Genomic DNA, 26,385 nt, shown 5'->3' on the forward strand with positions numbered 1-26,385 from the left:
ACGTCATGGAAGGATGGACATATGGCAATTTCGTCGGGAATAAAGCGGCGCACCCTTTTTGCGGCAGGCCTCGGCCTGCTCGTGGCGCCGGTCATTTTGAGAGAGAAGGCCGAAGCGGCCGCGACTGGAGAAAGCAATAAAATGAATTTGACGCCTTTGCCCGAGATCAATCAATTCAAGCTTGGTTCCTATAAGTTCACCGTCGTCCGTGATGGCATCAATGTCTCCGAAAAGCCTTATGAAACCTTCGGGACCAATCAGGCCCCCGAAATAGTTCAGGCGCTGCTGACGGCAAACTTCCTGCCGGCCGACAAATTCGTGAACGGCTATACGCCGGCGCTCATCGATACCGGTTCGGATGTCATCCTCATCGATACCGGCTTTGGCGAAAGCGGCCGCGCACGGGGCGCCGGCCAGCTTACCAAGGGGCTGAAGGCCGCAGGCTATTCGACCGACGACGTCACCCTGGTGGCGCTCACCCATCTGCACGGCGATCATATCGGCGGCCTGATGGAAAACGGCGCGGCGGCCTTCAAAAACGCCCGCTATGTCGTCGGCCAGGCCGAATATGATTTCTGGTCGAACAAGGCACGCGAGGGAACGCCGGCCGAAGGCGGCCACAAGGCGGTGCTTGCCAATGTTGCGCCGCTTGCCGAAAAGACCACCTTCATCAAGGACGGTGACAGTGTCGCGCCCGGCATGACGGCAATGCTGGCGGCCGGCCACTCGCCGGGGCATATGGTCTTCCACGTCGAATCCGAGGGCAAGCGCCTCGTTCTCACCGGCGATACCGCCAATCACTATATCCTGTCGCTGCTGCGACCGGATTGGGAAGTGCGCTTCGACATGGACAAGGCGCAGGCAGCGGCCACCCGCCGCAAGGTCTTCGACATGATCGCGAGCGAGAAGATCGCCTTCCTCGGCTATCACATGCCGTTCCCGGCGGTCGGTTTTGCCGAGAAGCAGGATGGCGGCTATCGCTTCGTGCCGAAGACCTATCAGTTCGACATCTGATCGAGAGCCGTTCGGGGTTTCCCGGAATTGCTCTCTGTGCATGGCACCCATGACGAGCCCGGCGGACACGCCGGGCTTTTTGCTATTTCCTTCCTGTCATAGACGTGTTACCAGCCCTCGCCAACTTCCAAGCAATCCCATGCACACCGCCGGGGCGGACGATTCGTTTCCGGGCCAGGTTGCATTTTCTTAAATGAAGGAATTTGGCCATGGCACGCATCATTGAAACGGCAACCGGCGCGGACGCGCTTACCTTCGACGACGTGCTGCTGCAGCCCGGCCACTCCGAGGTCATGCCCGGCCAGACGAATATCGCGACCCGCATCGCCCGGGATTTTGAACTCAACATCCCGATCCTTTCTTCAGCCATGGATACCGTCACCGAAAGCCGTCTCGCGATCGCCATGGCCCAGGCCGGCGGCCTCGGTGTCATCCACCGCAACCTGACGCCGGTCGAGCAGGCCGAAGAGGTCCGCCAGGTGAAGAAGTTCGAAAGCGGCATGGTCGTCAATCCGGTCACCATCGGTCCGGAGGCAAAGCTTGCCGAAGCACTCGGTCTGATGAAATCACACGGCATTTCCGGTATCCCGGTCGTCGAGAAGTCGGGCCGCCTCGTCGGCATCCTGACCAACCGCGATGTGCGCTTCGCCTCCGATCCGGAGCAGAAGATCCACGAGCTGATGACCAAGGACAATCTGGTCACCGTCAAGGAGAGCGTCGATCAGCAGGAGGCCAAGCGCCTGCTGCATTCGCACCGGATCGAGAAGCTGCTGGTCGTCGATACCGAAGGCCGCTGCGTCGGCCTGATCACCGTCAAGGATATCGAGAAGTCGCAGCTGAACCCGAACGCCTCCAAGGATGCGCAGGGCAGGCTTCGCGCCGCCGCCGCCATCAGCGTCGGCGATGACGGCTTCGAGCGCGCCGAACGGCTGATCGAGGCCGGCGTCGACCTCTTGGTCGTCGATACCGCCCATGGCCACTCGCAGCGCGTCCTCGATGCCGTCACCCGCGTCAAGAAGCTGTCCAACTCGGTGCGCATCATGGCCGGCAACGTCGCCACCTATGACGGCACCAGAGCGCTGATCGATGCGGGTGCGGATGCCGTCAAGGTCGGCATCGGCCCGGGCTCGATCTGCACGACGCGCATCGTCGCCGGCGTCGGCGTTCCCCAGCTTGCCGCCATCATGTCGGCGGTTCAGGCAGCACAGGCTCAGGACGTGCCCGTCATCGCCGATGGCGGCATCAAATTTTCCGGCGATCTTGCCAAGGCGATCGCCGCCGGCGCTTCCGCCGTCATGATCGGCTCGCTGCTGGCCGGCACCGATGAGAGCCCGGGCGAGGTCTATCTCTACCAGGGCCGTTCCTTCAAGGCCTATCGCGGCATGGGCTCCGTCGGCGCCATGGCCCGCGGCTCGGCCGACCGTTATTTCCAGGCTGAGGTGCGCGACACGCTGAAACTCGTGCCGGAGGGTATTGAGGGTCAGGTTCCCTACAAGGGACCGGTCTCGGCCGTCGTCCACCAGCTCGCCGGCGGCCTCAAGGCGGCCATGGGTTATGTCGGCGGCAAGGACCTGAAGGATTTCCAGGAGCGCGCGACCTTCGTGCGCATCTCCGGCGCCGGCCTTCGCGAAAGCCACGCCCATGATGTGACGATCACCCGCGAAAGCCCGAACTATCCGGGCGCCGGTCTCTGATCATGAAGGCGGGCAGCGGGATTCCCCTTTGGATCATCGCGCTGCTCGCAGGCCTCTGCCTTGCCGTGCTCGCCTGGACGACCTTCGGCTTCGTCGTTCCCTTCAAGCATGAAACCGGGCAGGCGGTGCTCGATACATATTTCGCCGGTTACGACGAAGCGGCCGTCTTCCACATGCAGACGCTGCTCGATCAGAACGAGACTGCGGCGAAGCTGCTCAGCGCCATGTATTTCGGGCCGGAACTGATCTTTCCTGCCTTGCTGACGGCGCTGCTATTTCTCGCCTTGCTCAAGCTTGGCCCTCTCGGCGCGTGGTTCGGACGATCGCATCCGCTCGTCGGCCAGGCGATTTATCTGCTGCCCTTCGTCTACGGCATCGCCGACTACGGCGAGAACATCTCGAGCCTTATCGCCTTCGGCGACAGTCCTTCCGCAGGCCTTGCCGCGCAGCTGCTGCCATGGATGACAAGGCTGAAATTCGCCAGCCTCGCCATCTCGTGCATCGTCCTTGTCAGGCTTGCCATCGCCCGTTGGCTGTCGCCAGGCCGGGATTGAAGCGGCGTCAGTTCCTCCTCCGCCAAACCGGATTTGACAGTCTCGCCATCATGAAATCGGCAAGGACCTCGACCTTCGCTGGCCGGCTCCGAGCCGAAGGTGTGACGAAATACAGTGCGCCGGTCGGCAGCGTCCAGTCGGGAAGGATTGGCGTCAATTGGCCGTCGACGAGATAGTCATGCGCGAGAAATTCGGGGAGTTCGATGATCCCGAGGCCCCGTAGCGCCATCGGAACCAATGCTTGCGAATTGGTGGCCCTGAGAGAGCCGCTTGGTGAAATGACCTCCTCCTTGCCTTCGCTATTGCGCAGGCGCCAGACATCCTGTCGCGCCCTGTAGGCGTACCCGAGGCAATGGTGAGCCGTTAGCTCGCGGGGATGTTCCGGCACGCCGTACTGTTTAAGGTATGCGGGTGCTGCGAGAATGAAGCGATCCACCGGCGCCAGCCTGCGCGCGACCAATGACGAATCCGGTAGTACCGCGATTCGGAGTGCCGCATCGAAGCCGTCTCCCACGATATCGACGACGGCATCGCTCATGTGCAGGTCGATCGAAATCTCCGGAAAGAGCTCGAAAAAGTCAGGCAGGATTGGGGCCAGCCAGCGTGTCCCGAAGTCCATCGGCGCGGCAAGCCTGATGAGCCCCTTCGGTCGGGTGGCAAGCTCCCGGGCGGTGTCCTCTGCCATCTCGGCCTCGGCATAGATCCGTGCGGCGCTTTCGACCAGTCGCAGGCCGAAATCGGTCAAAGCGAGTTGTCGAGAGGTGCGGTTGAAGAGCCTTGCGCCCAACCTCTGCTCAAGACGGCTTACGGCCCGCGAAACCGTCGGCACCGACACGCCGAGCGTCTGCGCAGCCCGAACGAAAGAACGCTCCTCGGCGACCTTTGCGAACATTGCCAGTCCCTCGAAATCGGGAAATTTGTTCATTTCATTCCTGAAACAATGGCTTTCAATTCTTTCTATTCCGAAACGATACCCCCGTCCATATCTCAGCTTCAGTCGAACCAAAGGAGACGACAATGACACAACGATTGAATGCGAAGATTGCGGTTATCACCGGTGCCACTTCCGGCATTGGCCTTGCCGCAGCCAAGCGCTTCATGGCCGAGGGCGCACGGGTTTTCATCACGGGCCGTCGCAAGGATGTTCTCGATGCAGCAATCGCTGAGATCGGCGGCGGAGTTGTGGGTATTCAGGCTGATTCAGCCAATCTCGCCGACCTCGATCGCGTCTATGAGAAGGTGAAGGCCGAGGCCGGGAGAGTTGACGTGCTCTTCGTCAACGCAGGTGGCGGCTCCATGTTGCCCCTCGGCGAAATCACGGAAGAGCAGTATGACGACACATTCGATCGAAACGTGAAGGGGGTTCTCTTCACGGTACAGAAGGCCTTGCCGCTGCTCTCGCGAGGATCGTCGATCATCTTGACGGGATCGACAGCAGGCTCGACCGGCACACCCGCCTTCAGCGTTTACGCCGCATCGAAAGCCGCCTTGCGCAGCTTTGCGCGCAATTGGATCCTCGACTTGAAGGATCGCGGCATTCGGATCAACACGCTCAGTCCTGGCCCGACGGAAACGACCGGACTGGTCGAATTGGCGGGTAAGGATCCAGCCCAACAGCAGGGCTTGCTCGATGCCCTGGCGGCTCAGGTGCCAATGGGCAGGGTTGGCCGTGCCGAGGAAGTTGCCGCTGCCGCACTCTTCCTCGCCTCGGATGATTCCAGCTTCGTTACCGGGGCCGAACTCTTCGTCGATGGCGGCAGCGCCCAGGTGTAAAGACAATATCGGCTTTGAGGATGCCAGCGGCGAGCCGCCCCTGGCATCCGCTTAACCTTTCCGCTAATGCTCCTCGCGACATGCGAAAGCGGAAAAGGAAGTGCCGAAATGACCGGCTATCAAATCTTTTGGCCACTCCTTGCCCATGTGGCGCTGGTCTACGGTCTTTATGCCCTTCTTGGGCAGCGGCGCGCAAAAATGGTCCGCGCCGGCAACGTCGCGAAATCGGATTACCGCGAAAATCGCGGCGAGCCGGCTGAAAGCCTCGTCGTCAAAAACTGCCTCGCCAATCAGTTCGAACTGCCCGTGCTGTTCTATGCCTGCTGTATTCTTCTCTATGTCACCGAGTCCGATAATGTCGTCGCCGTCGGCCTCGCCTGGCTCTTCGTCGCCCTGCGGTACGCCCATGCCGCCGTCCATGTCACCAGCAACGATCTGCGCTACCGCAGCCCGCTTTTCGCCGCTGGATACCTGGCGTTGGGAGCGATGTGGGTCTGGCTCGCCGCATGGATCGTGATGGGCTGAGGACCGGCGCGAAGCCTCGTCAGGCGCCCGGGTGGACAGCAATTGTCGCTCGTCTCGGGCAGTGGCATGGATATCTCTTCGGTCAAAGAATCCTACAACTATTTCAGGTCTTTCCACCGCTGATCAATTAGCATGATATGATCTAGAGGCCTGATTTCACATGGCTTTGCCGGTCGTTAAAATGCGAGTGTTTTCATTTACGACTGATGAAGACCTGCAATGTCATACCCGCCCGACGCGCTGATTTGGCATGATGCTTACCCCGCGCGAACAATAAGAACGGGAACGACATGGGCGTAGAAAGCATGGATCGGATCGGCTTGCGCAGGAAGCCGAAGCAGGAGCGCAGTATCCAGAGGCTGGACGTCATTCTCGCCGCCGCCGCCAAGATCATTGCCGAAAAGGGCGTCAGCGCCATGCGGATGACGGAACTTGCCGTTGCCGCCAAAGTGCCGATCGGCTCGGTCTACCAGTATTTTCCCGAAAAGGCGGCGATCGTCAAAGCTCTGTTCGACCAGCACGCCGCGGCAATCCAGGCGAAGACGGCGACGATGTTCGCCGACGTTCAGACGCTCGACCAGGCGCTCGACCTCGTTTGCGACATCATCGACTGGTATTACGAGTCCTACCATGATGATCCCGTCTATCTCGGCGTCTGGATGGGAACGGAGACCGACCAGGATCTGCTGCAGTTGAACATCGAGCATAGCGGCCGCGTCGCCGGCATCTTTCAGGAGGCCGTGCGCCGGCTGGCGCCCGACCTTTGCGACGAAGAGATGTATGCGCGCACTTACCTGTTCAGCCACCTGATCGGCGCCGTCATCCGGCTTGCTGCCGTCAGCGACAAGGCCCTGGCGCGCCGCATGCTCGATGAGTGGAAACGCGTCATCCGCGCTTCCCTTTTCGCCGCGACCGCGAAGCGCGCCGCCTGACGGTACTCAGCTTCTACCTCTTACCAGCTAGGCACCATATTGGCCGCCTTCAGCCGCGGATAAAGGCGTGCCTGGGCGGATTTGACATCGGCCTCCAGCGTATCGTCGACGACGGCCGGCGTGATGTTGTCGAGGCAGGCGGTGATATGCGCGGTGATCGCATTCATCAGCGAGAGCGAAACGCCCGGGCGCTTCATGATGCCGATCTGCACCGGCGGCAGCGCCGGAAAGCCGTCCGCCTGGCTCAGCACCTTCATGCCGGTTCGCAGCGCCGATTCCGGCATCACCGAGACCGCCATGCCGGCAAGCACGGCGGCGGCAACGACGGTGCAGGACCAGCTGGTGAACAGGATCTGGTGTTCGCGCCCCACCGCATCGAGCGCCGAGCAGGCGAGCTGGCGCCATTGGCAATCGCGCCGGCCGACGGCAAGCGGCACCGGCGCGTCGTCGCGGATCGGATGGTTGGCCGAACCCACCCAGCAGAGCGGCTCGGTTCTTACCACATCGGACATGCGCTCGCGCGGATTGTGGGTGACGAGCGCGATATCGAGTTCGCCCTTGTGCATGCGCTCGGCCAGATCCACCGAGGGCTCGCAGACGATGTAGAGCTCGACATTCGGATGCGTCTTGGCGAAGCGGCCGATGATTTCGGGCATGTAGCGGTCGGCATAATCGTCAGGCGTGCCAATGCGCAGCGTCCCCTCCAGCCTGTTGTCGTCGAAGGCGGCGATCGCCTCATTGTTGAGACGGATGATGCGCCGGGCATAGTTGAGCAGTTTTTCACCCTCGACCGTCAGCCGGTTGCCGCGTCCGTCCTTGATGAACAACTGCTTGCCGATGCGCTCTTCGAGACGGCGCATCTGCATGGAAACGGCCGATTGGGTCTTGTAGACCCTGTCGGCGGCCTTGGTGAAGCTGCCGGAATCGACGATGGCGATGAAAGTCTGCAACTGGTCGAGATCAAGAGGCGCGGACATTGTGTCACCCATAAAGATAGCTGATGATAATCATTAGAAACATTCGTTGGACTGATCAATAGGTCTTTGGCATCTTCGGGATGCAAATCAAGCAAAGTGAAGGACAGACGCCCTGCCTGTCCAAGCAGAATTCAGCCTTATCCCTTCCCGCACGACCTCGCGGGAGGGGTGGGTTGTTGCGTGCCCTCGAGAAAGGAGAGTTCGATGCTTATGACAAACCGGACAACAGAACTCGACTGCGGCAAGCTCGCCCCGACGCTTTTCCAGCGTCTGGTCGCAGGCCTCGCTCCGCTGGTCTCCCTCTTTCGCGGGTTCCGCAATCGCATGGAGATCAACACGCTGCACGATCTGAATGACAGTCAGCTGAGGGATATCGGCCTGAGCAGGGCTGACCTGACCTCTGCGTTTCTGGCCTCGACCTTTTTCGAGGACCCATCGGAACATCTGACGCGCTCGGCGCGCAATCGCTGGCGCCTGCAGCTCTTCCGCTCCTACAACGAATAGGAGCGTCGAGTTTCCCCGCAGGGTGATAGCCAATAGCCCTGCCGCTTGACCCGGAGACCGGCTTTTCCCAAGCCATCTCCGGGTTTTTTTATGCCTTGGTTTCAGGCGGCTTCGGTCGGTAGGTTTCGAAGATCGCTTCCAGGTTTCTCTGGTAGGTCTTCTGCACTTCCAGCCCGCTGTCGAACATGGCGTTCAGGATCTCGGTATAGCTGTCGGCAGTGACCTTCGCCTCTTCCTTCGGCGCCTCTTGCGTCTTGGCAGCCGGTTGCTTGGCCGCCGCCGGCTGCCCAAGCCCGGCCATCATCTCCTGGAAGGCCTTGGCGAAAGGGTTGTCGAGGAAGGGGTTCGGCTGAGGTGCCGGTTCGGCCTTGGGCACCGAAAACATCTGCTGCATCGCCTGTGTGAAGGGATTGTCGAAGATGCTCGGCTGCGCGGCCTTCGGTTTCGGCGCGAAGCCGGTACTCTCAAGCCATTGCTGGATGGTCTCGCCCATCGCCGTATTGACGAAGGGGTTGATCGGCGAAGCCATCTGGCCGGTCGTCTGCTTGAAGAGCCCGCCCATCAGCGTATCGGCCAGCACCGGCAGCATCCGCTTGTAGATATCCTGGCCGATGCCGGTCATCTGTGCGGCCTGGGCGGCGACCGCCCGCGAAACCTCTTTCGAGCCGAAAAGCTGGGCAAGGATATTGTTGCCGTCGGAAATGCCCTCCGGCGTGAAGGCCCGGTTCATATCCTCGAAATAGCGCGCATAATTGCCGGAGGAGACGGCCTGCATCAGCCCGACGAAGTCATAAGGGTTGCTGGTGCTGCGCTTCAGGCCGGCAGAAAAGGCCGGCATCAGCGCCGCCATCGCCTTGGTTGCCTGTTCCTGGGCGAGGTTGAACTGGCGGGCGATCGCTTCCATCGCCGCGCCGTTCTGCGCCTGCATCATCATGTCGAAGAGTGGCAGCATGGAGGTCCCTTTCCCCGAGTCGTGACGCGTGTCACGCCACTATATCCGGAAAAGGAAATGTGCAAACGGCTTTTTGCCATAAGAACTTAAAGCCGTACTGCAAAGCTGCCGGGTGGTTTTCCGAGTTGGCGAAGACCCCGGGCAGGCTCAGTACTGATAATCCTCGAACACCGGTTCGACGGAGTCGTTCCAGCGGCCGTGATAGAGCGAAAGCAGATCCTCGGCGAGCGTCGCCTTCTTGGCGAGCACCTCGTCGAGCGGCGCCAGGAAGATCGTCTCGTCCTGGCCTTCCCGGTTGAGCTTGCCGCGCGCCTTGAGGCCGGCCCTTGAAATGCCGACCACTTCGCGCGCCATGTCGAAGAGCGGATGCCTGCGAAATTCAGCCTTCAGCCCTTGCGCCGGAACGGCATCGCGCAGTGCGCCGATCTCGGCAAAGTTCCAATCTTTCGTCAACTGGTCGGCGGCGTCGAGTGCGGCATCGTCGTAAAGCAGACCGACCCAGAAGGCCGGCAAGGCACAGATGCGCCGCCACGGGCCGCCGTCGGCGCCGCGCATTTCCAGGAAACGCTTCAGCCGCACGTCGGGGAAGAGCGTCGAAAGATGGTTCGTCCAGTCGCCCATCGTCGGCGCCGGATCGGCGATCTCACCCTTCAATGCGCCATTCATGAACTGGCGGAAAGTGACATGGGTACAGTCGTGATAGCGGCCGTCGCGAACGATGAAGTACATCGGCACATCGAGCGCCCATTCGGCATAGTCGCGGAAACCGAAATCGTCGCGGAAGGTGAAATCGAGCAAGCCCGAGCGCCGGTTGTCGGTATCGCGCCAGATATCGCCGCGCCAGGAGAGCAGCCCGTTCGGCTTGCCCTCGGTGAAGGGCGAGGATGCAAAGAGGGCGGTTGCCAGCGATTGCAGCTTCATCGAAACGCGCATTTTCTTGCGCATGTCGTCTTCAGAGGAAAAATCGAGATTCACCTGGATCGTGCAGGTGCGGTACATCATGTCGAGACCCTGGCTGCCGACTTTCGGCATATAGCGGGTCATGATCTCGTAGCGCGATTTCGGCATGTGCGGGGTTTCCGCATAGGTCCATTTCGGGCTGCCGCCGATGCCGAGGAAGCGAATACCCATCGGCTCGGCGATTTCGCGCAGCGTCGCCAGATGCTGGTTCGATTCCCTGCAGGTTTCGTGGATCGTTTCCAACGGTGCGCCGGAGAGTTCGAACTGGCCGCCGGGCTCGATCGAGATCGCGCCCATGCCGCTCTGCTCGGCAAGCCCGATGATGTTGCCGCCGTCCATGATCGGCTCCCAGCCGCTTTTCGCCTGCAGGCCGGTCAAAAGGGCTGAAATGCTGGCATCGCCGAAATAGGGAACCGGGCTGTTGTCGGCGCGGAAGAAGGCGAATTTCTCGTGTTCGGTGCCGATCCGGAAGCGCTCCCGCGGCTTGTTGCCGGCGGCGATATAATCGGTCAGATCCTGAACCGAAGAGAGCGGTGTCTGGTCGGTGGTGTCGCGGGCCATGCGGGGTACCTGTATTCAAAAAGGCGCCCAGGGGCCGGGCAGCTGGAAGGCTGATTAGGACCCAAGTCACGTATGTTGCAAGTGAAATTCTTTCAATGACGCATCAAAAAAATAACAACGATTTCCATGTCCACCCGTTTTTCTCGTCAGTTCCAGTCGCCGATCGCCGCCTGCACCACGGCGAGCGCCGCAACGGCTGCCGTATCGGCCCGCAGGATGCGCGGTCCAAGCGGAATGGCGGTGACGAAATCGAGGCTTCGAAGCCGCGCCCGCTCTTCCTCGGAAAAGCCGCCTTCCGGCCCGACGAGCAGCGCGAGGTGCCTTTCCCGGATCGCCGACAGCACCGGCAGCGGGTTTTGCCCGGCATCGCCCTCGTCGCAATAGATGATGCGCCGCTCTTTCGGCCAGCGGTCGAGCAGGTCGAGAAGCCGCACCGGCTCGGCGACATCGGGAATGCCGAGAACGCCGCATTGCTCCGCCGCCTCGACGACATTGGCACGCAGCTTGTCGAGATTGGTGATCTTACCCTGTACGTGCTGGGTCATGACCGGTTGCAGCAGGCCGGCGCCCATTTCCACGGCCTTCTGCACGAGATAATCCATGCGGCCGACCTTGAGCGGCGCAAAGAGATAATGCAGGTCGCAGGGTGCCGGCTGCGGCCGCGTCTCTTCGATCGCCGTCAGCAGGATGCGTTTGCGGGTGGGGAAGGTGAGGGTGGCCTTCCACTCGCCGTCGCGGCCGTTGAAGAGCAGGACTTCCCCACCTTCTTCCATCCTCAGCACATTGGCGAGATAGTTGAACTGGTCGGCAGTCGCCTCGAGGGCGGCGCCGCCGGAAAGCGGCGCGTCGACGAAAAGCCGTTGCATGCGGAAATTGGCGCGCATTTAGGACCCGTGAGTTTCAGACGAAAAGCGCGAACATAACCCAATAAATCACTGCCGCAAGCGCTGCCGAAACCGGCACGGTGACGATCCAGGCGGCAATGATCGTCATGAAATGCGAGCGGCGCACGAGATAGCGCCGCCGCGTCTCGTGGATGTTCGGATCCTCCGGCTCGTCGATATCGAAGCTCTCGGCCCTGCGCCTGATATAGGCGATGCGACGCTTCGAATGGCGGGTGTACCATTCGCGGAAGAAGCCGACGCCGAAGACGGAGCCGACGGCGATATGCGTGGTGCTGACCGGCAGACCGAGCCAGGAGGCGACAATGACGGTGAAGGCGGTCGATAGCGCGACGCAATAGGCCCGCATCGGATTGAGCTTGGTGATCTCCTCGCCGACCAAGCGAATGAGGCGCGGCCCGAACAGCAGCAGGCCGACGGAGATGCCGAAGGCGCCGATCAGCATCACCCAGAGCGGCGGATGGCCAACGCCGTCACCGCCGCCGATGCCGACCGAGTGGACGATCGCCGAAAGCGGCCCGACCGCATTCGAAACGTCATTTGCGCCATGTGCGAAGGACAGCAGCGCCGCCGAGCCGATGAGTGGCAGCCGGAACAGCAGCCGCAGCGAGCTGTTGCGGTTTTCGAGATTGCGCGCCTGGGCGAGCACAAGCGGCCGGGCAATAAGCCAGCTCACCAGCCCGATGCCGATGCCGATAAGGATGATGGTGAAAGACGGAAATTTGCCGGTGGGCGACAGCTGCAGCACCATATAGGCCATGAAGCCGCCGGCCATCACCCCGACCAACACCGGCACCCAGCGCCGAGCCGCCGCGATCTTGTCGTCGCGATAGATGATCAGCGTCTTGACGAAATAAAGCAGTCCGGCCGCGATCAGTCCGCCGATCAGCGGAGAGGTGATCCAGCTCGAGGTGATTTCCAGCATCACCCGCCAGTTCACCGGTTCCGTCCCGACGGCTGCGATGCCGGCGCCGATCACCGCGCCGACGATCGCATGGGTGGTGGAAACCGGCGCATTCATCCAGGTTGCGAGATTGATCCAGAGGGCGGCCGCCATCAGCGCTGCCATCATGATCCAGCCGAGCAGCGCCTGCGGCACCTCGACGGTATCGACGATATTCGAGGAAATCGTCTTGACGACCTCGCCGCCGGCGACCGTGGCGCCGAGAACTTCGAAAATAGCGGCGATGACCAGCGCCTGACCCATCGTCATGGCGCGCGCCCCGACGGCCGCACCGACATTGTTGGTCACGTCATTGGCGCCGATGTTCATCGCCATGTAGCCGGCAAGCGCCGCCGCCGCCACGACGAGCACCGCTCCCGGTTGGTCGAGCACATAGACACCGGCAAACAGCATGGCGAGGCCGACAAAGATCAACCCGAGGCCAGGCGCCACCAGCCGCCGCAAAACATGCTTCGCCGCCTCCTCGGCATGGGTTATTTTGTCGAGATCCTTGTCGAGCGTGCGTTTCGTGAGGACTGTGGGACGTGGCGGCATTCTTTATTCCGGGGGATGAAATCTGCTTCTACGCCACTTTCCTAGCAGCGCAAGATGGCAGGATTCATTCCGCCGGGATTTGCTTTCCCGCAGATCCCTGCTTTGCCGCTTTGGCCGAAAGCCGCTCAGTTATCTTTCGCTTGAAGGCCAGGAAAAGGCCGCGCAGTTCCGGCTCGCGCACGCGCCCCGCCGCCTCGTCGAACGAGACCCATTCGATGCGGCGTTCACCCTTTTCCTTGAAGTTCTTCGCCATGTCGGTGACTTCGAGCGCATAGACCTGCACCTTGCAGGCCACCTGTACGCCGTCCCGCAGGACTTTCGAATAGCTGTAAGCGCCGAGCGTCTCCGTCTCGACCGCGCCGCGGACGCCGGCTTCCTCAAAGGCCTCCTGTGCGGCGACCTCATGAGCGCATTTACCCGTCATCGGCCAGCCCTTGGGAATGACCCAGCGGCCGGTGTCGCGGCTCGTCATTAGCATCACCTCGACATCGTCACTCTTCTTTTTCACCCGATAGCAGATCGCACCGTATTGCTGTCGCGGCGGACGCCGGAACATCAGTTGCACATCGGATGCCAATCGGGCGAGAAGAGTCAATTGTCGGGTCACCTTCGCAGTGGTTGTTAGGAATCACTCATATACGTGTATCACGAAAAGCTTACACAATCCAAAGCCGCGGACGTTCCGAAACGGGATTTGATCGCCGTTCAATAAGGGAAATCGAGCTGGGGCAGGCTCAGAAATCCGTCACGTCGTGTCTCGAATGCGTCGCATTGCACAGGTGTTCAATATGGCGCGGTCTTGCCTTTCCTTCAATGGCAAGATCAAGTGATCCACTGTCATTTCTGATCGTGGTAATCATGCGTCTTCCACCGCTCAATGCCGTCCGCGCCTTCGAGGCCGTCTGCCGCCACGGCAGCATTCTGAAGGCCGCCGAAGAGCTGAAGGTGGTGCGCGGCGCGGTGCGCCAGCAGATTGCCACGCTGGAGGGTCACTTCGGCCGCAAGCTCTTTGTTCGTGACGGCCGCCGGCTGGTCCCGACCGGAGAGGCGAGCGCTTTCGCCGCAGCATCGAGCGCGGCTTTCGACATTCTGCAACGCGCTGCTTACGAGCTCTCGGGCATCGTGCCGGGCCGCATCCGGCTCGGCGTGCCCTCCGCCTTCGCCGTCTGGTGGCTGATGCCGCGTGTTGCCGACATGCAGGCGAACCTCGGCGATACGGCGGTCGATATCGTGCCGATGACCGTCGTCGAACCATTGCAAATGCACCCGGAACTGGACGCGGTGATCATGGGCGGCGAATACCGGCCGGCTGCCGGCGTGACCGCGGTGCGCTTCATGGAAGACGAGTTCGGTCCGGTCGCAACGCCGGCGCTTGCAGCGACGCTCTCGGAGAGCCCGGCGGCGATGGGCCGGCTGACGATGCTTGCGAGCCGCAGCGTTCCAAAACTCTGGGACGAATGGTTTGCCGAAAGCGGCACGCCGCCGGTCGTCTTTTCCCGCGCCCAAGAATTCGAGGATTTGCTGCTGGCGCTCGGTGCCGCCCGCTCCGGGCTCGGCATCGCCCTTGCGCCGCGCGCCTCGATCGAGGACGATCTTCAGCGCGGGCAGCTGGTCGCGCCCTATGGTTTCATCGCCCGGCCGTCCGGCTACAGCCTCTGCTGCCGCACGCCGGATGCAAAACGTCCGGCTTTCGCCGCTTTGTCCGGCTGGCTGCGCCAATCCGGGCGCGGAAAGGGCAGTTTTTCTGCTCCAACATCAGAATAAACTCCATATTCGCCGCCCTGTGGCATCGCTAGAAATAGCGGGATATCGGCAACAGGGATGAGATGATGGAAAAGACCGCGACGCGCATCGACTGGATCGGCGGCAGCTGCCGGCTGCTGAAGGCGACGGCAGCCGAATTCGAGCGGACGCGGCCCTTCGAGGGACTGTCGATCGGCACGGGCATTCATCTGGAGCCGAAGACGGTTGCGCTGCTGATGACGCTTCGCGCCGGCGGGGCGCGCCTCGTCTGCACCGGCAATCTCAACAGCACCCAGCCTTCGACGGTCGAGTTTCTGCGTTCGCAGGGTTTTACGGTCTTCGCCACGCAGACGATCGATCCGGCCGCCCATCATGCCAGCCTCGAAGCGGTGATAGCCGAAAGGCCGGATCTGCTGCTCGACAATGGCGGCGATCTCTTCGCCATCGCGGCGGAAAAACCCCATGCCAATCTCCGTGGCGGCACTGAGGAAACTACCTCGGGCCGCACCCGCTTGCTGCCGCTGCGCGAACGCCTCAATATGCCGATCCTCGTCATCAACGACAGCCCGATCAAGCAGTTCGCCGAAAACAGGCATGCCGTCGGACAAAGCCTGTTCGAAAGCTATTTGCGCTTCACCAACCGCTCGACCAACGGCAAACGCGTGACGGTGTTCGGCTACGGCGCCTGCGGCAAGGGCACGGCCGCCTGTTTCCGCAACGCTTTTTCCACCGTCAGCGTCGTCGAAATCGACGCCGTGACGACACTCGAGGCCCATCTCGATGGTTTCGCCACGCCGCTGCGCGAGGCGGCAATCCGCTCGGCCGATATAATCGTCACCGTCACCGGGTTTGCCGGCATCGTCACGGCAGCCGACCTGCCGCTCGTCAAGGATGGCGCGATCCTGATGAATGGCGGCCATTTCCCGCATGAGATCGATGTCGAGGCCTTCCGCCGCCATCCCGATGTCATCGGCATCGATCGCTACGAGGCCGATCATATCGAGACCTTCCATCTGCGGGACGGCCGCTCCTTCCACGTGCTGGGCGGCGGCCACATGGCCAATCTCGCCGGCCCGCGGCCGCTCGGCAACACGGTCGAATCGATGGATCTCGGCTTCACCCTGCAGGCCCGCTGCCTGGAACGCATCGCCAGGGGCGAGGCCGGTCCCGAAGCCTGCGTCGTGCCGGTGCCCAGGGATATCGACGCGATGGTGGCCAATGCTTATCTTGATCTCACGTGCTGAGGAAGATGCCTAAAAATGTGAGTGTTTTCGGACGACACCAGGCGCAACTCTCTCATTTAGCGAAGGAATAGATCTAAGGCCGACCGGAGCCTCAAATCATCCTGTTCCAGTCATTCGGCACCGTGAGATCCGTCGATGTCGACGACGACCTTCCCGTCCGCCTGCCGGTTTTCGATCAGCCGATGTGCCTCGTCGGTATCGTCAAGTGTGAAGCGGTGCGGGTCGAGCCTCGGCATCACCTTGCCGGCTTCGACCAGTCTCGTCATTTCCCGCATAATCTCGCCGTGATGTGGGCGTCCTTCGCTGGTTAGAAGCGGGAGCAGCGTGAAAACCCCGGAATAGGTCGCCGCCTTAAAGGAGAGCGGCGCCAGCGCGTGATTTCCCCAGCCAAGGCAGCTCACCACATGGCCGAACCGGCTGACGGCCTGGAACGCCGTATCGAGCCCCTGGCCGCCGACCGTGTCGTAGACCAGATCGAAACCTTTGCCACCGGTATGTCTAGCGACATAGCTTTCTACTGTTTCCGCGGCACGATCGATCGGCGTTGCACCTAGGCCGGCGAGATAGTCCGCTTTCGAAGCGCCGTCGACGACATAGACCTCGGCTCCAGCAGCCTTGGCGATCTGGGCGACGATATGGCCGACACCGCCGCCGCCAAGCACGAGGACCTTGCGGTCGGCGCTGACCCCGGCGCGGTCGACCAGCCCTTCCCAGGCGGTAATGGAGATCAGCGGCAGGGCGGCTGCCTCGCGCATCGAAAGGTTCTGCGGCTTTGGCGCCAACAGCGCGGCGTCGACCGCTGCGAATTCGGCAAGCGATCCCTGAACGCCGCCGACCCCGCCGGTCATGCCATAAACGGCGTCGCCGCGACGGAAACCGCCGACGCCAGGTCCGATCTCTTCGACGATGCCGGCCATATCGATGCCAAGCACGGCCGGAAGCGGGTGGCGCGCATGGGCCGCATTGCCGGCTCTGATCTTGAGATCGAGCGGATTGACCCCGCTCGCCAAGATACGCACCAGGACTTGGCCTTCACCAGGCACAGGCTTCGGAACATCGGCGATCCGTAATGGCGAATTCGGCGATTCCGCCAGCATCACTTTCATCGTTGATTGTCTCGACATGCAATTCTCCTTCGTTCGCGCGGCCTCTACGGTCGCAACGGGCTTTCCTGGAAGAAAGATCGCTCATTGAAACGCGAATGAAAATAAAAGAAAAAGACTGGAGCCCATGCATTTTTGTTTGATGGATACGCGCGATGGAATGGAGCGACCTGAAGATTTTTCTGGCGATCGCGCGGTTCGGAACGCTCGGAGCCGCAGCCCGCAGCCTCGGTTTGACCCAACCGACGATGGGCCGGCGGTTGCGTGCCCTGGAAGCGTCTGTTGGGCAGACGTTATTTCAGCGCACGACTGAGGGCTTCGTGCTGACCGAGGAAGGCGCGGCCGTGCTCGCCGGTGCCGAACGCATCGAGGAGGAGACGCTTGCTATGGAGCGCATCCTTGCCGGTGGCAGCCGCCAGCTCGGTGGTTTTCTCAGGCTGTCCTCGTCCGACTGGTTCGGTGCGCATGTGCTTTCGCCGGTGCTGGCGGAATTCTCGCAACTCCATCCCAAGGTGGTGGTCGAACTATTGACCGACAGCCGGCTGCTTAGCCTGCCACGACGCGAAGCCGACCTCGTTTTTCGTATTCAGCCCTTTACGGAAGCGGAGATCATATCCCGCAAGCTTATCCATATTAAATACGGCCTTTACATCCGTCGCGGCGCGCCGCACCCGAGGGCATTTGAAGGGGTGGGCGCCCGCCTCGTCACCATGGACCAAGCTTTCGGCGACATGCCGGATGCCGGCTGGCTGCAACGGCTCTTGCCGCGGGCCGAAATTGTCATGCGCAGCAACAGCCGCGATGTTCAGGCGGCGCTCTGTGCCAATGGAGCGGGGCTCGCCGTCCTGCCGCGGCCTCTCGGCGATTCGCTTGCTGCCATCGAACTGGTCGATCTCGGTGAGGCGCCGCCCGGCCGGGACACCTGGATCGGCTATCACCGCGACATGAAGCGCCTGGCGCGACTGCGCGCCCTGCTGGATCTCGTCATCGAGAGGCTGGCGCGCTGAGCGAGCACCGCCGTCAGCGTTCCCAATAGGGGACAGGTCCGTAAAGCTCGGCGAGATAGTCGATGAACAGCCGCACCTTGGCCGGCAGGAATTGCCGGCTGGGATAGACGGCCGACAGCGCCACATTGTGCGAGCCCTCATAGGCGGGCAGCACTTGCACCAGCTTCCCGGCTTTGAGCTCTTCGCCGATATCCCAGGTGGAGCGCAGCGCGATCCCGAGGCCTGAGATGACTGCCTCGCGGATCACCTCACTGGAATTGGTGACCAGCATTCCCTCCGGCCGCAGGCTGAGCATTCCGTCCGGCCCGTTCAGCCGCCAAGTGTCGCCATTGTGCGCCGGCAGGCAGCGATGATGTTTCAAATCGTCGATATCTCTAGGCTTGCCGTGTGCCGCGAGATAATCCGGCGAGGCGCAGAGCAGCCGGCGCACCGGTGCCAGCCGCCGGGCGACGAGGCTCGAATCGGTGAGTTCGGCAATGCGGATCGCCAGATCGAAGCCGCCGCCGACGATGTCGCTGAATTCATCGGTCAGCACCAGGTTGATCGCCAGCTCCGGATGCGTTTCCATGAACGCCTTCAGATGCGGCGCGATGTGCATGCGCCCGAAGGAGGTCGGCGCTGAGATTTTCAGCGTCCCGTGCATCTGCGCCGAGCGGCCGGAAATGTAGAATTCCGCCTCTTCCAACCCGGCGAGGATACCGAGGACGCGGTCGTAGAAGCCCTGGCCGGCTTCCGTCAGCGAGATCTGCCGCGTCGTGCGCTGCAACAGCCGGGTGCCGAGCCGGTCCTCCAGCCGCTTGATCCGCTTGGAGACGACGGCCGGGGAAAAGCCGAGCGCCCGCCCGGCAAGCGACATGCTGCCCGTCGAAACGACCTTGGCAAAGATTTCGAGATCGCCCAGATTGGTCATACGGTTTTCGATTTTTTCCCCTTTTGGCATAAGTGCTTAGCATTTGCGCCGCTTTCGGGAAAGTGCTAAGCCGATTTATCGGCGGCAGAAGGTTCGCCGCCGGTTCCTGTCGTCATTTTCCCGATGAAAGGGGCTAGGGAGCACGCCATGTCCGACGCCATCCCGTTTCTCAAACCCCGAGCCGATGTCCTGGCGCGCCGAGCCCAGATCGTCGCCGATCTCACCGATCTTCTGCCGCCGGAATGCCTGGTGCATGAGGCGCGCGAACTGGTTCCCTTCGAGACCGACGCTTTCGTGTCCTATCGCCGCCTGCCGCTCGCCGTCGCCCTGCCGCGCAGCACGGCTGAGGTTTCGGCGGTCATGCGCTATTGCCACCGCTACGGCATTCCCGTCGTGCCGCGCGGTGCCGGCACCTCGCTTTCGGGCGGCGCCATTCCGCAGGAGGATGCCGTCGTACTCGGCCTGTCGAAGATGAACCGCATCCTCGAGATCGATCTGCCGAACCGGGTCGCCGTGGTTCAAGCCGGTGTCACCAATCTCAATATTTCGGAATCCGTCTCGGCGGACGGCTTTTTCTACGCACCCGATCCGAGTTCGCAGCTCGCATGCACCATCGGCGGTAATATCGGTATGAATTCCGGCGGCGCACATTGCCTGAAATACGGCGTCACGACCAACAATCTGCTCGGCGTCCGGATGGTGCTGGTCGACGGCACGGTGATCGAACTCGGCGGCAAGGCGCTGGATGCGGCGGGTTACGACCTGCTCGGCCTCGTCTGCGGTCACGAAGGCCAGCTCGGCATCGTCACCGAGGCGACCGTGCGGCTGATCGCCAAGCCGGAGGGCGCGCGCCCGGTGCTCTTCGGCTTCGAAGCTTCGGAAGAGGCCGGCGCCTGTGTCGCCGATGTCATCGCCGCCGGCATCATCCCGGTTGCGATAGAATTCATGGACAAGCCGGCGATCGAGATCTGCGAGGCCTTTGCCCATGCCGGTTATCCCCTCGACGTAGGCGCTCTTCTGATCGTCGAGGTCGAAGGCTCGGAAGCAGAAATGGACGCCACGCTGAAGGACATTGTCGAGATCGCCCGCCGGCATGGCGTCAAGACGGTGCGGGAATGTCAGTCGGCGACCGAAGCGGCGCTGATCTGGAAGGGCCGCAAATCCGCCTTCGGCGCCACCGGACGCATCGCCGACTATATCTGCATGGACGGCACCGTGCCGCTCAGCCAGCTTTCCCATGTGCTGAAAAAGACGGCCGAGATCATCGATCATTACGGCCTGCGGGTCGCCAATGTCTTCCATGCCGGCGACGGCAACATGCATCCGCTGATCCTCTTCAACGCCAACGATCCCGAGGATGCCGCCCGCGCCGAGGCCGCCGGCAACGATATTCTCAAACTCTGCGTCGATGCCGGCGGCTGCCTCACCGGCGAACATGGCGTCGGCATCGAGAAGCGCGACCTGATGCGGCACCAATATTCGGAAGTCGATCTCGCCCAGCAGATGGCGGCGCGCGCCGCCTTCGATCCCGGCTGGCTTCTCAATCCGTCGAAGGTCTTTCCGCTCGAAGGGCGCCCCGCCGCATGATCGATCTGATGCCGACGAGCGAGGAAGAGGCGGCAGCGATCGTCCGCACCCATGCCGGGAGCGGCCGGCCGCTGGCTATCTGCGGGGGCGATAGCCGCGCAGGCTTCGGCAATGCCGTTGCCGCCGAGGACCGGCTGCGCTCGACCGGGCTTGCCGGCATCGTCGCCTATAATCCCGGCGAAATGGTCATGACGGTGCGATCGGGAACGCCGCTCGCCGAGGTCGAGGCGGCGCTTGAGGAGAGTGGCCAGATGCTCGTCTTCGAGCCGATGGATCATCGCCCTGTCATGGGCACATCGGGCGAGCCGACCATCGGCGGCGTCTTTGCCGCCAATGTCTCCGGCCCGCGCCGGCTCGTTGCGGGGGCTGCTCGCGACAGCCTGCTCGGTGTACGCTTCGTCAACGGCAAGGGCGAGATCATCAAGGCCGGCGGGCGGGTGATGAAGAATGTCACCGGCCTCGACCTCGTGAAGCTGATCGCCGGCTCGCACGGCACGCTGGGCTTCCTCACCGAAGTCACCTTCCGGGTGCCGCCGCGTCCGAAGACCGAGCGCACGGTGGTACTGTCGGGCCTCAACGACGCCGAGGCGGCCAACGCCATGGCGGCGGCAATGGCGCTGCCGGTCGAAGTCTCCGGCGCCGCCCATCTGCCGCTGACGGTGACCTGGAAATTCCTCGCCGGAAACCTGCCCGAGGGCGAGGCGACGGTGCTGCGCATCGAAGGTCTCGCCGGTTCGGTTGACGCGCGCTTGGAAAAACTTGCGGCAGCAATGTCGGCCTTCGCAGCGGTCACGCGGCTGGACGCGCCGGAAAGCCGCCGGCTCTGGCAAGAAATCCGCGATGTGCTGCCCTATGCCGACGGCACGGCGCGGCCGGTCTGGCGCGTCTCGGTCGCCCCCGGCACCGGCCATCTGCTGGTTGCAGCCCTTCGCCTCGAAGCCGGCGTCGATGCCTTTTATGATTGGCAGGGCGGTCTCGTCTGGCTGCGCATGGAAGCCGGCCCCGAAGGCGAGCTGGTCCGCCGCTACATCAAGGCGCTCGGCGGTGGCCACGCGACGCTGATCCGTGCATCGGAGCAGGTGCGGGCGGCAACCGCGGCGTTTCATCCGGAGGCCGAGGCGGTGGCGATGCTGTCGCGGCGGGTGAAAGAGAAGTTCGATCCGGCGGGGATCTTCAATCCGGGGAAGATGGGGTGAGAAGATGAGCCTGTGCGCGGAGTACCCCCCTCTGTCCTGCCGGACATCTCCCCCACAAGGGGGGAGATCGGCAAGAGGTGGGACGATCGCTTCCTATCTGGCGTATCGCAGTCGCAGCAATTTCGTTGTTTGGGGAGGCCGTCAATCCCATCCGATCTCCCCCCTTGTGGGGGAGATGTCCGGCAGGACAGAGGGGGGTGCCCCGGGTACAGCGCGCCCAAGGCGGAGGCCCCGCTAATGCAAACCAACTTCACCCCCACCCAGCTCGCCGATCCCGATGTCGCCGAATCCGAGAAGATCCTGCGCAAATGTGTCCATTGCGGTTTCTGCACCGCCACCTGTCCCACCTATGTGACGCTCGGCAATGAGCTCGACAGCCCGCGCGGTCGCATCTATCTGATCAAGGACATGCTGGAAAACGGCCGGCCGGCCGATGCCGAGGTCGTCACCCATATCGACCGCTGTCTCTCCTGCCTTGCCTGCGTCACCACCTGTCCCTCTGGCGTCGACTATATGCATCTTGTCGATCACGCCCGCGCCCATATCGAAAAGACCTACCGGCGCCCATTGATGAACAGGCTGACACGGGCGATCCTTGCCGCCGTGCTGCCCTATCCCAGCCGATTTCGCCTGGCGCTCAATCTCGCCCGCCTCGGCCGGCCCTTCGCCGGGCTGATGCTGGGGGCCACTCTCAAGCCCTTCGCCGCCATGCTGGCGCTTGCGCCGCGCCGCATCCCCGCCGCTTCAGCCATGGCAAAACCCGGCAGCTACCTGCCCGAAACGGAACGGCGCGGCCGGGTGGCGATGCTCTCCGGCTGCGCCCAGCCGGTGCTCGATCCCGGTATCAACGCGGCGGCGATCCGGCTGCTGACCCGGCTCGGCGTCGAGGTGGTGCTGCCAGAAGGCGAGGTCTGCTGCGGTTCGCTGGTTCATCACATGGGCCGCGCCGACCAGGCGCTCGCCAGTGCGCGCACCAATGTCGATCTCTGGACGCGCGAGATCGAAGGGCAAGGGCTCGACGCGATCATCATCACCGCCTCGGGCTGCGGCACGACGATCAAGGATTACGGCCATATGCTGCGCCTCGATCCCGCCTATGCCGCAAAGGCGGCGAGGGTCTCGGGCCTCGCCAAAGACATCACCGAATATCTGGCAACCCTCGAGCTGCCGGTGCACACGCCGAAGGGCATCACGATCGCCTATCACTCCGCCTGTTCCATGCAGCACGGCCAGCGCATCACGCTGACGCCGAAGCAATTGTTGAAGGCGGCGGGTTTTACGGTGCGCGATCCCGCCGAAGGCCATCTCTGCTGCGGTTCGGCTGGCACCTACAACATCATGCAGCCGGAGATCTCGGCTGCGCTGAAGGCACGCAAGGTCAAAAACATCGAAGCCACCAAGGCCGACATCATCGCCACCGGCAATATCGGCTGCATCACCCAGATCGCCACCGGCACCGGCATGCCGATCCTGCATACGGTCGAGCTGCTCGATTGGGCCTATGGCGGCGCTGTGCCGGAAAAATTAACAGGTTTGCCGTTAGGCTGACGTGAAAGGCCTGTCGGGCCTGTCTCGGGAGTTTAGACGATGTGGCGGGGAATGATCGTGTTTGCGGGACTGCTCGGTGCGGCGGGCGCCGCCCATGCCGACAGCCGTTTTTTCTGTTCCGCCGATGACAAGGAAGCGCGCTTCACGCTCGAAAGCGGTTTCGAAAGCGAAGCCGGCCACAAGCTCAACCATTTCCGCGGCGCGCTTGTTGTCAAGGATCCGGCCCAGGCGACCGTGTTCGGCAAGCGTGTTTTCGAATCGCAGCATCTGACCAACCATTGGTCGCGCGACGGCGATCTGCTTCTGGAGGTCTTCGATGGCGGCGAAGATGACACCGGCGGGGCAACGCTGGATCTGGTCGTGGTTGCCGGCGAACGCGGCAAGCCGGCGGCAAATTTCAGCGGCACCTATTCCCTGACGATCGAAGGCGGTGAAAAACCCTATGCCGTCGAAGGCAAGGTCAGCTGCGGCAAGAAATAGAGCAATGCCAGAAAAACCACGAAGCGCGTTTCCGTCTGGAATTGCGCCTTAGCAAAAAAATAGAGCGGCCCCAAAAGCTGGACCGCTCTAATGAGTTAATTACCAGTGGAACGAGACGCCGACATTGACGGCGTTGGTGAAGATGTTGGTCTTCAGGTCCACGCCGCTGTCGATCGGAACGTCGATGCGCGAATAGGTGCCCTTGTATTCGACGAAGGTCGACCAGCGGTCGGTCACCTTGAAGTCGACGCCGGCCTGGGCCTGCAGCGTCACGCCGCCGAATTCATAAGCCCAGGTCTTGCCTTCGGGGCGAATCACTTCGACATGCGGAATGTTCACGCCCACACCGGCGCCGAGATAGGGGGTCCAGCGGCGGCTCGGATCCTGAAAGCGATAGAGCCCGTTCACCGTCAGGAGGTTCAGGCCGTCGGTGAATTCGAAATGCGACCAGCCGGTCTTGGCCAGTGTATCGTCGTCGGCATAGACCTTGTCATGGGTATAATCGAGCGAGATACCCCAGTTCGGCTTGTTGAAGTTCTCGAGCCACCAGGTGACGCGGCCGCCGTAATAAGGCGGGGCGCCGAAGGATTTGCCTTCCCAGCCGGCGGTGAAATGCGTGCCGTCGGAGAGATCGACGCCGCTGTGCGGTGCCGTCTGGTAGCCGCCATAGACAGAAAATTGCAGATCTTCCGCCGAAGCGGAGGCTGCCGAACAGATCGTGAAAAACGCAATGCCCGCAAGCAGGGATGCTGAGGAACGCAGCGCATATGTCATTGAATAGCCCCGATATTGTAAAATAAGTCGACCTTGCGGCAGATGTGCCAGCTTTGTGCCGCAATGTCTAAGCAAAACGAAAGGCGCATCCGAAAGCGCCTTTCGTTTTTTTCGTGAGTGTTGCTCAGCCGCCGAACATTGTGCGGAGCACGTCGATGCCTCTGTCCTCGAACGCGACCTTGCCTTGCCTGTTGCCGGGGCCGATGACGATCACCTTGGTGCCGACAGGGGCGCGATCATAGAGATGCGTCACATCTTCGTTCATCATCCGGATGCAGCCGGAAGACATGTTGAGGCCAATCGTCCAGGGCTGGTTGGTGCCGTGGATGCGGAAGATCGTGTCGCGGCCGCCCTGGTAGAGATACATGGCCCGCGCACCGAGCGGATTATCCTCGCCGCCTTCCTGGAAAGCGGGAATGATGTGACCCTTGGCGGCTTCGCGGCGGCGCATCTCGGCCGGCGGTGTCCAGCCCGGCCATTCGGCTTTGCGGCCGATCTTGACGACGCCCGACCAGCCGAACCCGTCGCGGCCGACGCCGATGCCGTAGCGGGTGGCCCGGTTGTTACCTTCGACGAGATAGAGATATTTGTTGTTGGTATCGATGATCACGGTGCCGGCGGCTTCCGTCGTCACCAGCCGCACTTTCTTGCGCTTGAACTGCGGCTTCACATATTTCGGCATCTGCGCCACACGCACGACGTGCGCCGGGCGCTGGGTGTTGTCGGAGCCGGTAGGCGCGGCAAAGGCGGATGTAGACATCAAGGACAGGACAAGTCCGGCCGCGGCCAGACCTGGCATCAATTTGATCATGATCGATTCCCCTCAAGCAAATCTGCCTGAAGCTACATGAACTTCTGCCCGATTCAAGATCGGCCCGGCCGGATAAAGCAATTTCGGGGAAGGAAGCCGGCTGTTCTTGCGGCTTCCAAGATATTGTATGTGCCGTTACATGACGACGACGCGGGTTCCGACGCGGACGCGGTCATAGAGATCGACGACATCTTCGTTGCGCAAGCGGATGCAACCGGAGGAGACGGCGCTACCGATCGACCAAGGCGCGTTGGTACCGTGGATACGGTAAAGCGTCGAGCCGAGATACATGGCGCGGGCACCGAGCGGGTTTTCCGCACCGCCATCCATCCGCGCCGGCAGGTAGTGGCCCTTGGCGGCTTCACGGCTGATCATTTCGGAAGGTGGCGTCCAGTCCGGCCATTCCTGTTTGCGGGTGATCTTGTGGGCGCCGGCCCATTCGAAGCCGGGCTTGCCGACGCCGACGCCGTAACGCCGCGCCTTGCCGCCATCCATCACCAGATAGAGGAAGCGGTTGTTGGTATCGATGACGATGGTGCCGGGCTTTTCCTGAGTGTCGTAATCGACTATCTGCGGCAGGAATTGCGGCTCGATCGGATGGCGGATCGCCGGTATGCCCGGGTTGATCGCCGAAACGGTCTGCGGTGCGATCTGCGGCGCCTGGCGGATGACGCGGCGCTGGAAAAGGCCGCGCTGCTGCAACTGGACGACCGGTCGCTGATAGACGACGGGGCGAACCGTGCCGCCGCCGAGCTGGTTGATCCAGGGTGCGGTCAGGTCGGGGCTGAGCACGACCGGCGGACGGGTGGCGTAGCGGTCGTCTGCAAGGGCGGCCGTGGAGCATATGCCGAACAGGGCTGCGGCAAGAACAAGCTGTTTCATCATCGGGCGGACTCTCTACAAATGGCCGAAAATGCGCTGGCGGAGACGTCCGCCCGGGCGGAGATGTTCCGCCCGGGAAAGACGCTGCCACCCAATCCGCCAGCGAATGGTAAAGATCGATTCATGAAAACCCGACCGGCCGAATAAACTTTTCGTCAGGGTTACCGTTCGGTTTGGAAAGACGGTTTGCAAATGGTAAAGCCGGAATCATGACCGGAAACCCAAGCGGACCGGCGAACGGACGGACCCGGGAA

Annotated in this window: 26 protein-coding genes; 14 read left to right on the forward strand and 12 right to left on the reverse strand. The window is 62.2% G+C overall.

The genetic code is table 11. The features are described 5' to 3' along the window. The first annotated feature begins 21 nt into the window (after positions 1-21). From K6N12_RS17810 to K6N12_RS17820, 3 genes are all read left to right on the forward strand, one after another. Positions 22-1,014 (forward strand): MBL fold metallo-hydrolase, encoded by a 993-nt coding sequence (locus K6N12_RS17810; protein WP_097623959.1) that lies wholly within the window; start codon positions 22-24, stop codon positions 1,012-1,014. Positions 1,015-1,223: 209 nt separating this feature from the next. Then, on the forward strand, positions 1,224-2,708 hold the full coding sequence (gene guaB / locus K6N12_RS17815) for an IMP dehydrogenase (RefSeq protein ID WP_003588358.1): 1,485 nt from the start codon (positions 1,224-1,226) through the stop codon (positions 2,706-2,708). A gap of 2 nt (positions 2,709-2,710) precedes the next feature. After that, positions 2,711-3,262: a hypothetical protein gene (locus tag K6N12_RS17820; protein ID WP_097623960.1), complete on the forward strand. Its 552-nt coding sequence runs from the start codon at positions 2,711-2,713 to the stop codon at positions 3,260-3,262. Between the two features lie 7 nt (positions 3,263-3,269). On the opposite strand, the gene K6N12_RS17825 is transcribed toward K6N12_RS17820, so the two are convergent. After that, positions 3,270-4,187 (reverse strand): LysR family transcriptional regulator, encoded by a 918-nt coding sequence (locus tag K6N12_RS17825; RefSeq protein WP_097623961.1) that lies wholly within the window; start codon positions 4,185-4,187, stop codon positions 3,270-3,272. Positions 4,188-4,279: 92 nt separating this feature from the next. Between K6N12_RS17825 and K6N12_RS17830 the strand changes: the two genes are divergently transcribed. The 3 genes from K6N12_RS17830 (at position 4,280) to K6N12_RS17840 (ending at position 6,492) form a co-directional block, all read left to right on the forward strand. Continuing rightward, positions 4,280-5,035 (forward strand): SDR family oxidoreductase, encoded by a 756-nt coding sequence (locus K6N12_RS17830; protein WP_222148918.1) that lies wholly within the window; start codon positions 4,280-4,282, stop codon positions 5,033-5,035. A 108-nt stretch (positions 5,036-5,143) separates the two neighbouring features. Beyond that, positions 5,144-5,560 (forward strand): MAPEG family protein, encoded by a 417-nt coding sequence (locus K6N12_RS17835; protein ID WP_097623963.1) that lies wholly within the window; start codon positions 5,144-5,146, stop codon positions 5,558-5,560. A 290-nt stretch (positions 5,561-5,850) separates the two neighbouring features. After that, positions 5,851-6,492 carry a TetR family transcriptional regulator gene (locus K6N12_RS17840; protein ID WP_097623964.1) on the forward strand — a complete coding sequence of 214 codons (642 nt, stop codon included), beginning with the start codon at positions 5,851-5,853 and terminating at the stop codon, positions 6,490-6,492. Between the two features lie 20 nt (positions 6,493-6,512). Here K6N12_RS17840 and K6N12_RS17845 read toward each other — a convergent pair whose 3' ends face one another. Next, a complete protein-coding gene (locus K6N12_RS17845; protein ID WP_003588350.1) occupies positions 6,513-7,469 on the reverse strand; it encodes a LysR substrate-binding domain-containing protein in 957 nt (318 codons plus the stop codon). Between the two features lie 204 nt (positions 7,470-7,673). Between K6N12_RS17845 and K6N12_RS17850 the strand changes: the two genes are divergently transcribed. After that, positions 7,674-7,973: a DUF1127 domain-containing protein gene (locus tag K6N12_RS17850; protein WP_012556688.1), complete on the forward strand. Its 300-nt coding sequence runs from the start codon at positions 7,674-7,676 to the stop codon at positions 7,971-7,973. A gap of 88 nt (positions 7,974-8,061) precedes the next feature. Here the strand turns inward: K6N12_RS17850 and K6N12_RS17855 are convergent, their stop codons facing one another. The 5 genes from K6N12_RS17855 to K6N12_RS17875 all read right to left on the reverse strand — a co-directional run bounded on the left by K6N12_RS17855 (position 8,062) and on the right by K6N12_RS17875 (position 13,441). Next, positions 8,062-8,925, reverse strand: a complete 864-nt coding sequence (locus K6N12_RS17855) for a DUF937 domain-containing protein (protein ID WP_097623965.1) — start codon at positions 8,923-8,925, stop codon at positions 8,062-8,064. Between the two features lie 147 nt (positions 8,926-9,072). Beyond that, positions 9,073-10,446 (reverse strand): glutamate--cysteine ligase, encoded by a 1,374-nt coding sequence (locus tag K6N12_RS17860; RefSeq protein ID WP_097623966.1) that lies wholly within the window; start codon positions 10,444-10,446, stop codon positions 9,073-9,075. A 146-nt stretch (positions 10,447-10,592) separates the two neighbouring features. After that, positions 10,593-11,330, reverse strand: coding sequence for a 16S rRNA (uracil(1498)-N(3))-methyltransferase (locus K6N12_RS17865; protein WP_097623967.1), 738 nt, complete (start codon positions 11,328-11,330; stop codon positions 10,593-10,595). A gap of 16 nt (positions 11,331-11,346) precedes the next feature. Next, the gene (locus K6N12_RS17870; protein ID WP_097623968.1) at positions 11,347-12,846 is read right to left on the reverse strand and encodes an inorganic phosphate transporter; all 1,500 of its coding nucleotides are present in this window, start codon (positions 12,844-12,846) and stop codon (positions 11,347-11,349) included. Between the two features lie 64 nt (positions 12,847-12,910). Continuing rightward, positions 12,911-13,441, reverse strand: a complete 531-nt coding sequence (locus K6N12_RS17875) for an NUDIX hydrolase (protein ID WP_097623969.1) — start codon at positions 13,439-13,441, stop codon at positions 12,911-12,913. Positions 13,442-13,704: 263 nt separating this feature from the next. Here K6N12_RS17875 and K6N12_RS17880 point away from each other — a divergent pair, with 263 nt between their 5' ends. Both K6N12_RS17880 and K6N12_RS17885 read left to right on the forward strand, forming a co-directional pair. Next, complete coding sequence (locus tag K6N12_RS17880; RefSeq protein WP_097623970.1) at positions 13,705-14,610, forward strand: LysR substrate-binding domain-containing protein; 906 nt, start codon at positions 13,705-13,707, stop codon at positions 14,608-14,610. Between the two features lie 65 nt (positions 14,611-14,675). Next, a complete protein-coding gene (locus K6N12_RS17885; protein ID WP_097623971.1) occupies positions 14,676-15,833 on the forward strand; it encodes an adenosylhomocysteinase in 1,158 nt (385 codons plus the stop codon). 110 nt (positions 15,834-15,943) lie between these two features. On the opposite strand, the gene K6N12_RS17890 is transcribed toward K6N12_RS17885, so the two are convergent. After that, positions 15,944-16,957 carry a zinc-dependent alcohol dehydrogenase family protein gene (locus K6N12_RS17890; RefSeq protein WP_097623972.1) on the reverse strand — a complete coding sequence of 338 codons (1,014 nt, stop codon included), beginning with the start codon at positions 16,955-16,957 and terminating at the stop codon, positions 15,944-15,946. A gap of 134 nt (positions 16,958-17,091) precedes the next feature. Here K6N12_RS17890 and K6N12_RS17895 point away from each other — a divergent pair, with 134 nt between their 5' ends. Continuing rightward, positions 17,092-17,943, forward strand: a complete 852-nt coding sequence (locus tag K6N12_RS17895) for a LysR family transcriptional regulator (RefSeq protein ID WP_097623973.1) — start codon at positions 17,092-17,094, stop codon at positions 17,941-17,943. A gap of 13 nt (positions 17,944-17,956) precedes the next feature. Here K6N12_RS17895 and K6N12_RS17900 read toward each other — a convergent pair whose 3' ends face one another. After that, positions 17,957-18,853: a LysR family transcriptional regulator gene (locus K6N12_RS17900; protein WP_097623974.1), complete on the reverse strand. Its 897-nt coding sequence runs from the start codon at positions 18,851-18,853 to the stop codon at positions 17,957-17,959. A gap of 147 nt (positions 18,854-19,000) precedes the next feature. Here K6N12_RS17900 and K6N12_RS17905 point away from each other — a divergent pair, with 147 nt between their 5' ends. From K6N12_RS17905 to K6N12_RS17920, 4 genes are all read left to right on the forward strand, one after another. Then, a complete protein-coding gene (locus K6N12_RS17905; protein ID WP_097623975.1) occupies positions 19,001-20,440 on the forward strand; it encodes an FAD-linked oxidase C-terminal domain-containing protein in 1,440 nt (479 codons plus the stop codon). Next, a complete protein-coding gene (gene glcE / locus K6N12_RS17910; RefSeq protein WP_097623976.1) occupies positions 20,437-21,636 on the forward strand; it encodes a glycolate oxidase subunit GlcE in 1,200 nt (399 codons plus the stop codon). The genes K6N12_RS17905 and glcE overlap by 4 nt, the downstream gene beginning before the upstream one ends. 237 nt (positions 21,637-21,873) lie before the next feature. Next, a complete protein-coding gene (gene glcF, locus K6N12_RS17915; RefSeq protein WP_097623977.1) occupies positions 21,874-23,184 on the forward strand; it encodes a glycolate oxidase subunit GlcF in 1,311 nt (436 codons plus the stop codon). A gap of 39 nt (positions 23,185-23,223) precedes the next feature. Further along, positions 23,224-23,664, forward strand: coding sequence for a hypothetical protein (locus tag K6N12_RS17920; RefSeq protein WP_097623978.1), 441 nt, complete (start codon positions 23,224-23,226; stop codon positions 23,662-23,664). Between the two features lie 99 nt (positions 23,665-23,763). Here K6N12_RS17920 and K6N12_RS17925 read toward each other — a convergent pair whose 3' ends face one another. The 3 genes from K6N12_RS17925 to K6N12_RS17935 form a co-directional block, all read right to left on the reverse strand. Beyond that, entirely contained in the window at positions 23,764-24,438 is a 675-nt protein-coding gene (locus tag K6N12_RS17925) for an outer membrane protein (RefSeq protein ID WP_097623979.1), read from the reverse strand. A 124-nt stretch (positions 24,439-24,562) separates the two neighbouring features. Then, positions 24,563-25,249, reverse strand: coding sequence for a L,D-transpeptidase (locus K6N12_RS17930; RefSeq protein WP_097623980.1), 687 nt, complete (start codon positions 25,247-25,249; stop codon positions 24,563-24,565). 135 nt (positions 25,250-25,384) lie between these two features. Then, positions 25,385-26,134: a L,D-transpeptidase gene (locus K6N12_RS17935; protein ID WP_097623981.1), complete on the reverse strand. Its 750-nt coding sequence runs from the start codon at positions 26,132-26,134 to the stop codon at positions 25,385-25,387. Positions 26,135-26,385 lie beyond the last annotated feature (251 nt).

It is taken from the genome of Rhizobium redzepovicii, assembly GCF_019793435.1.
GTDB lineage: Bacteria > Pseudomonadota > Alphaproteobacteria > Rhizobiales > Rhizobiaceae > Rhizobium > Rhizobium redzepovicii.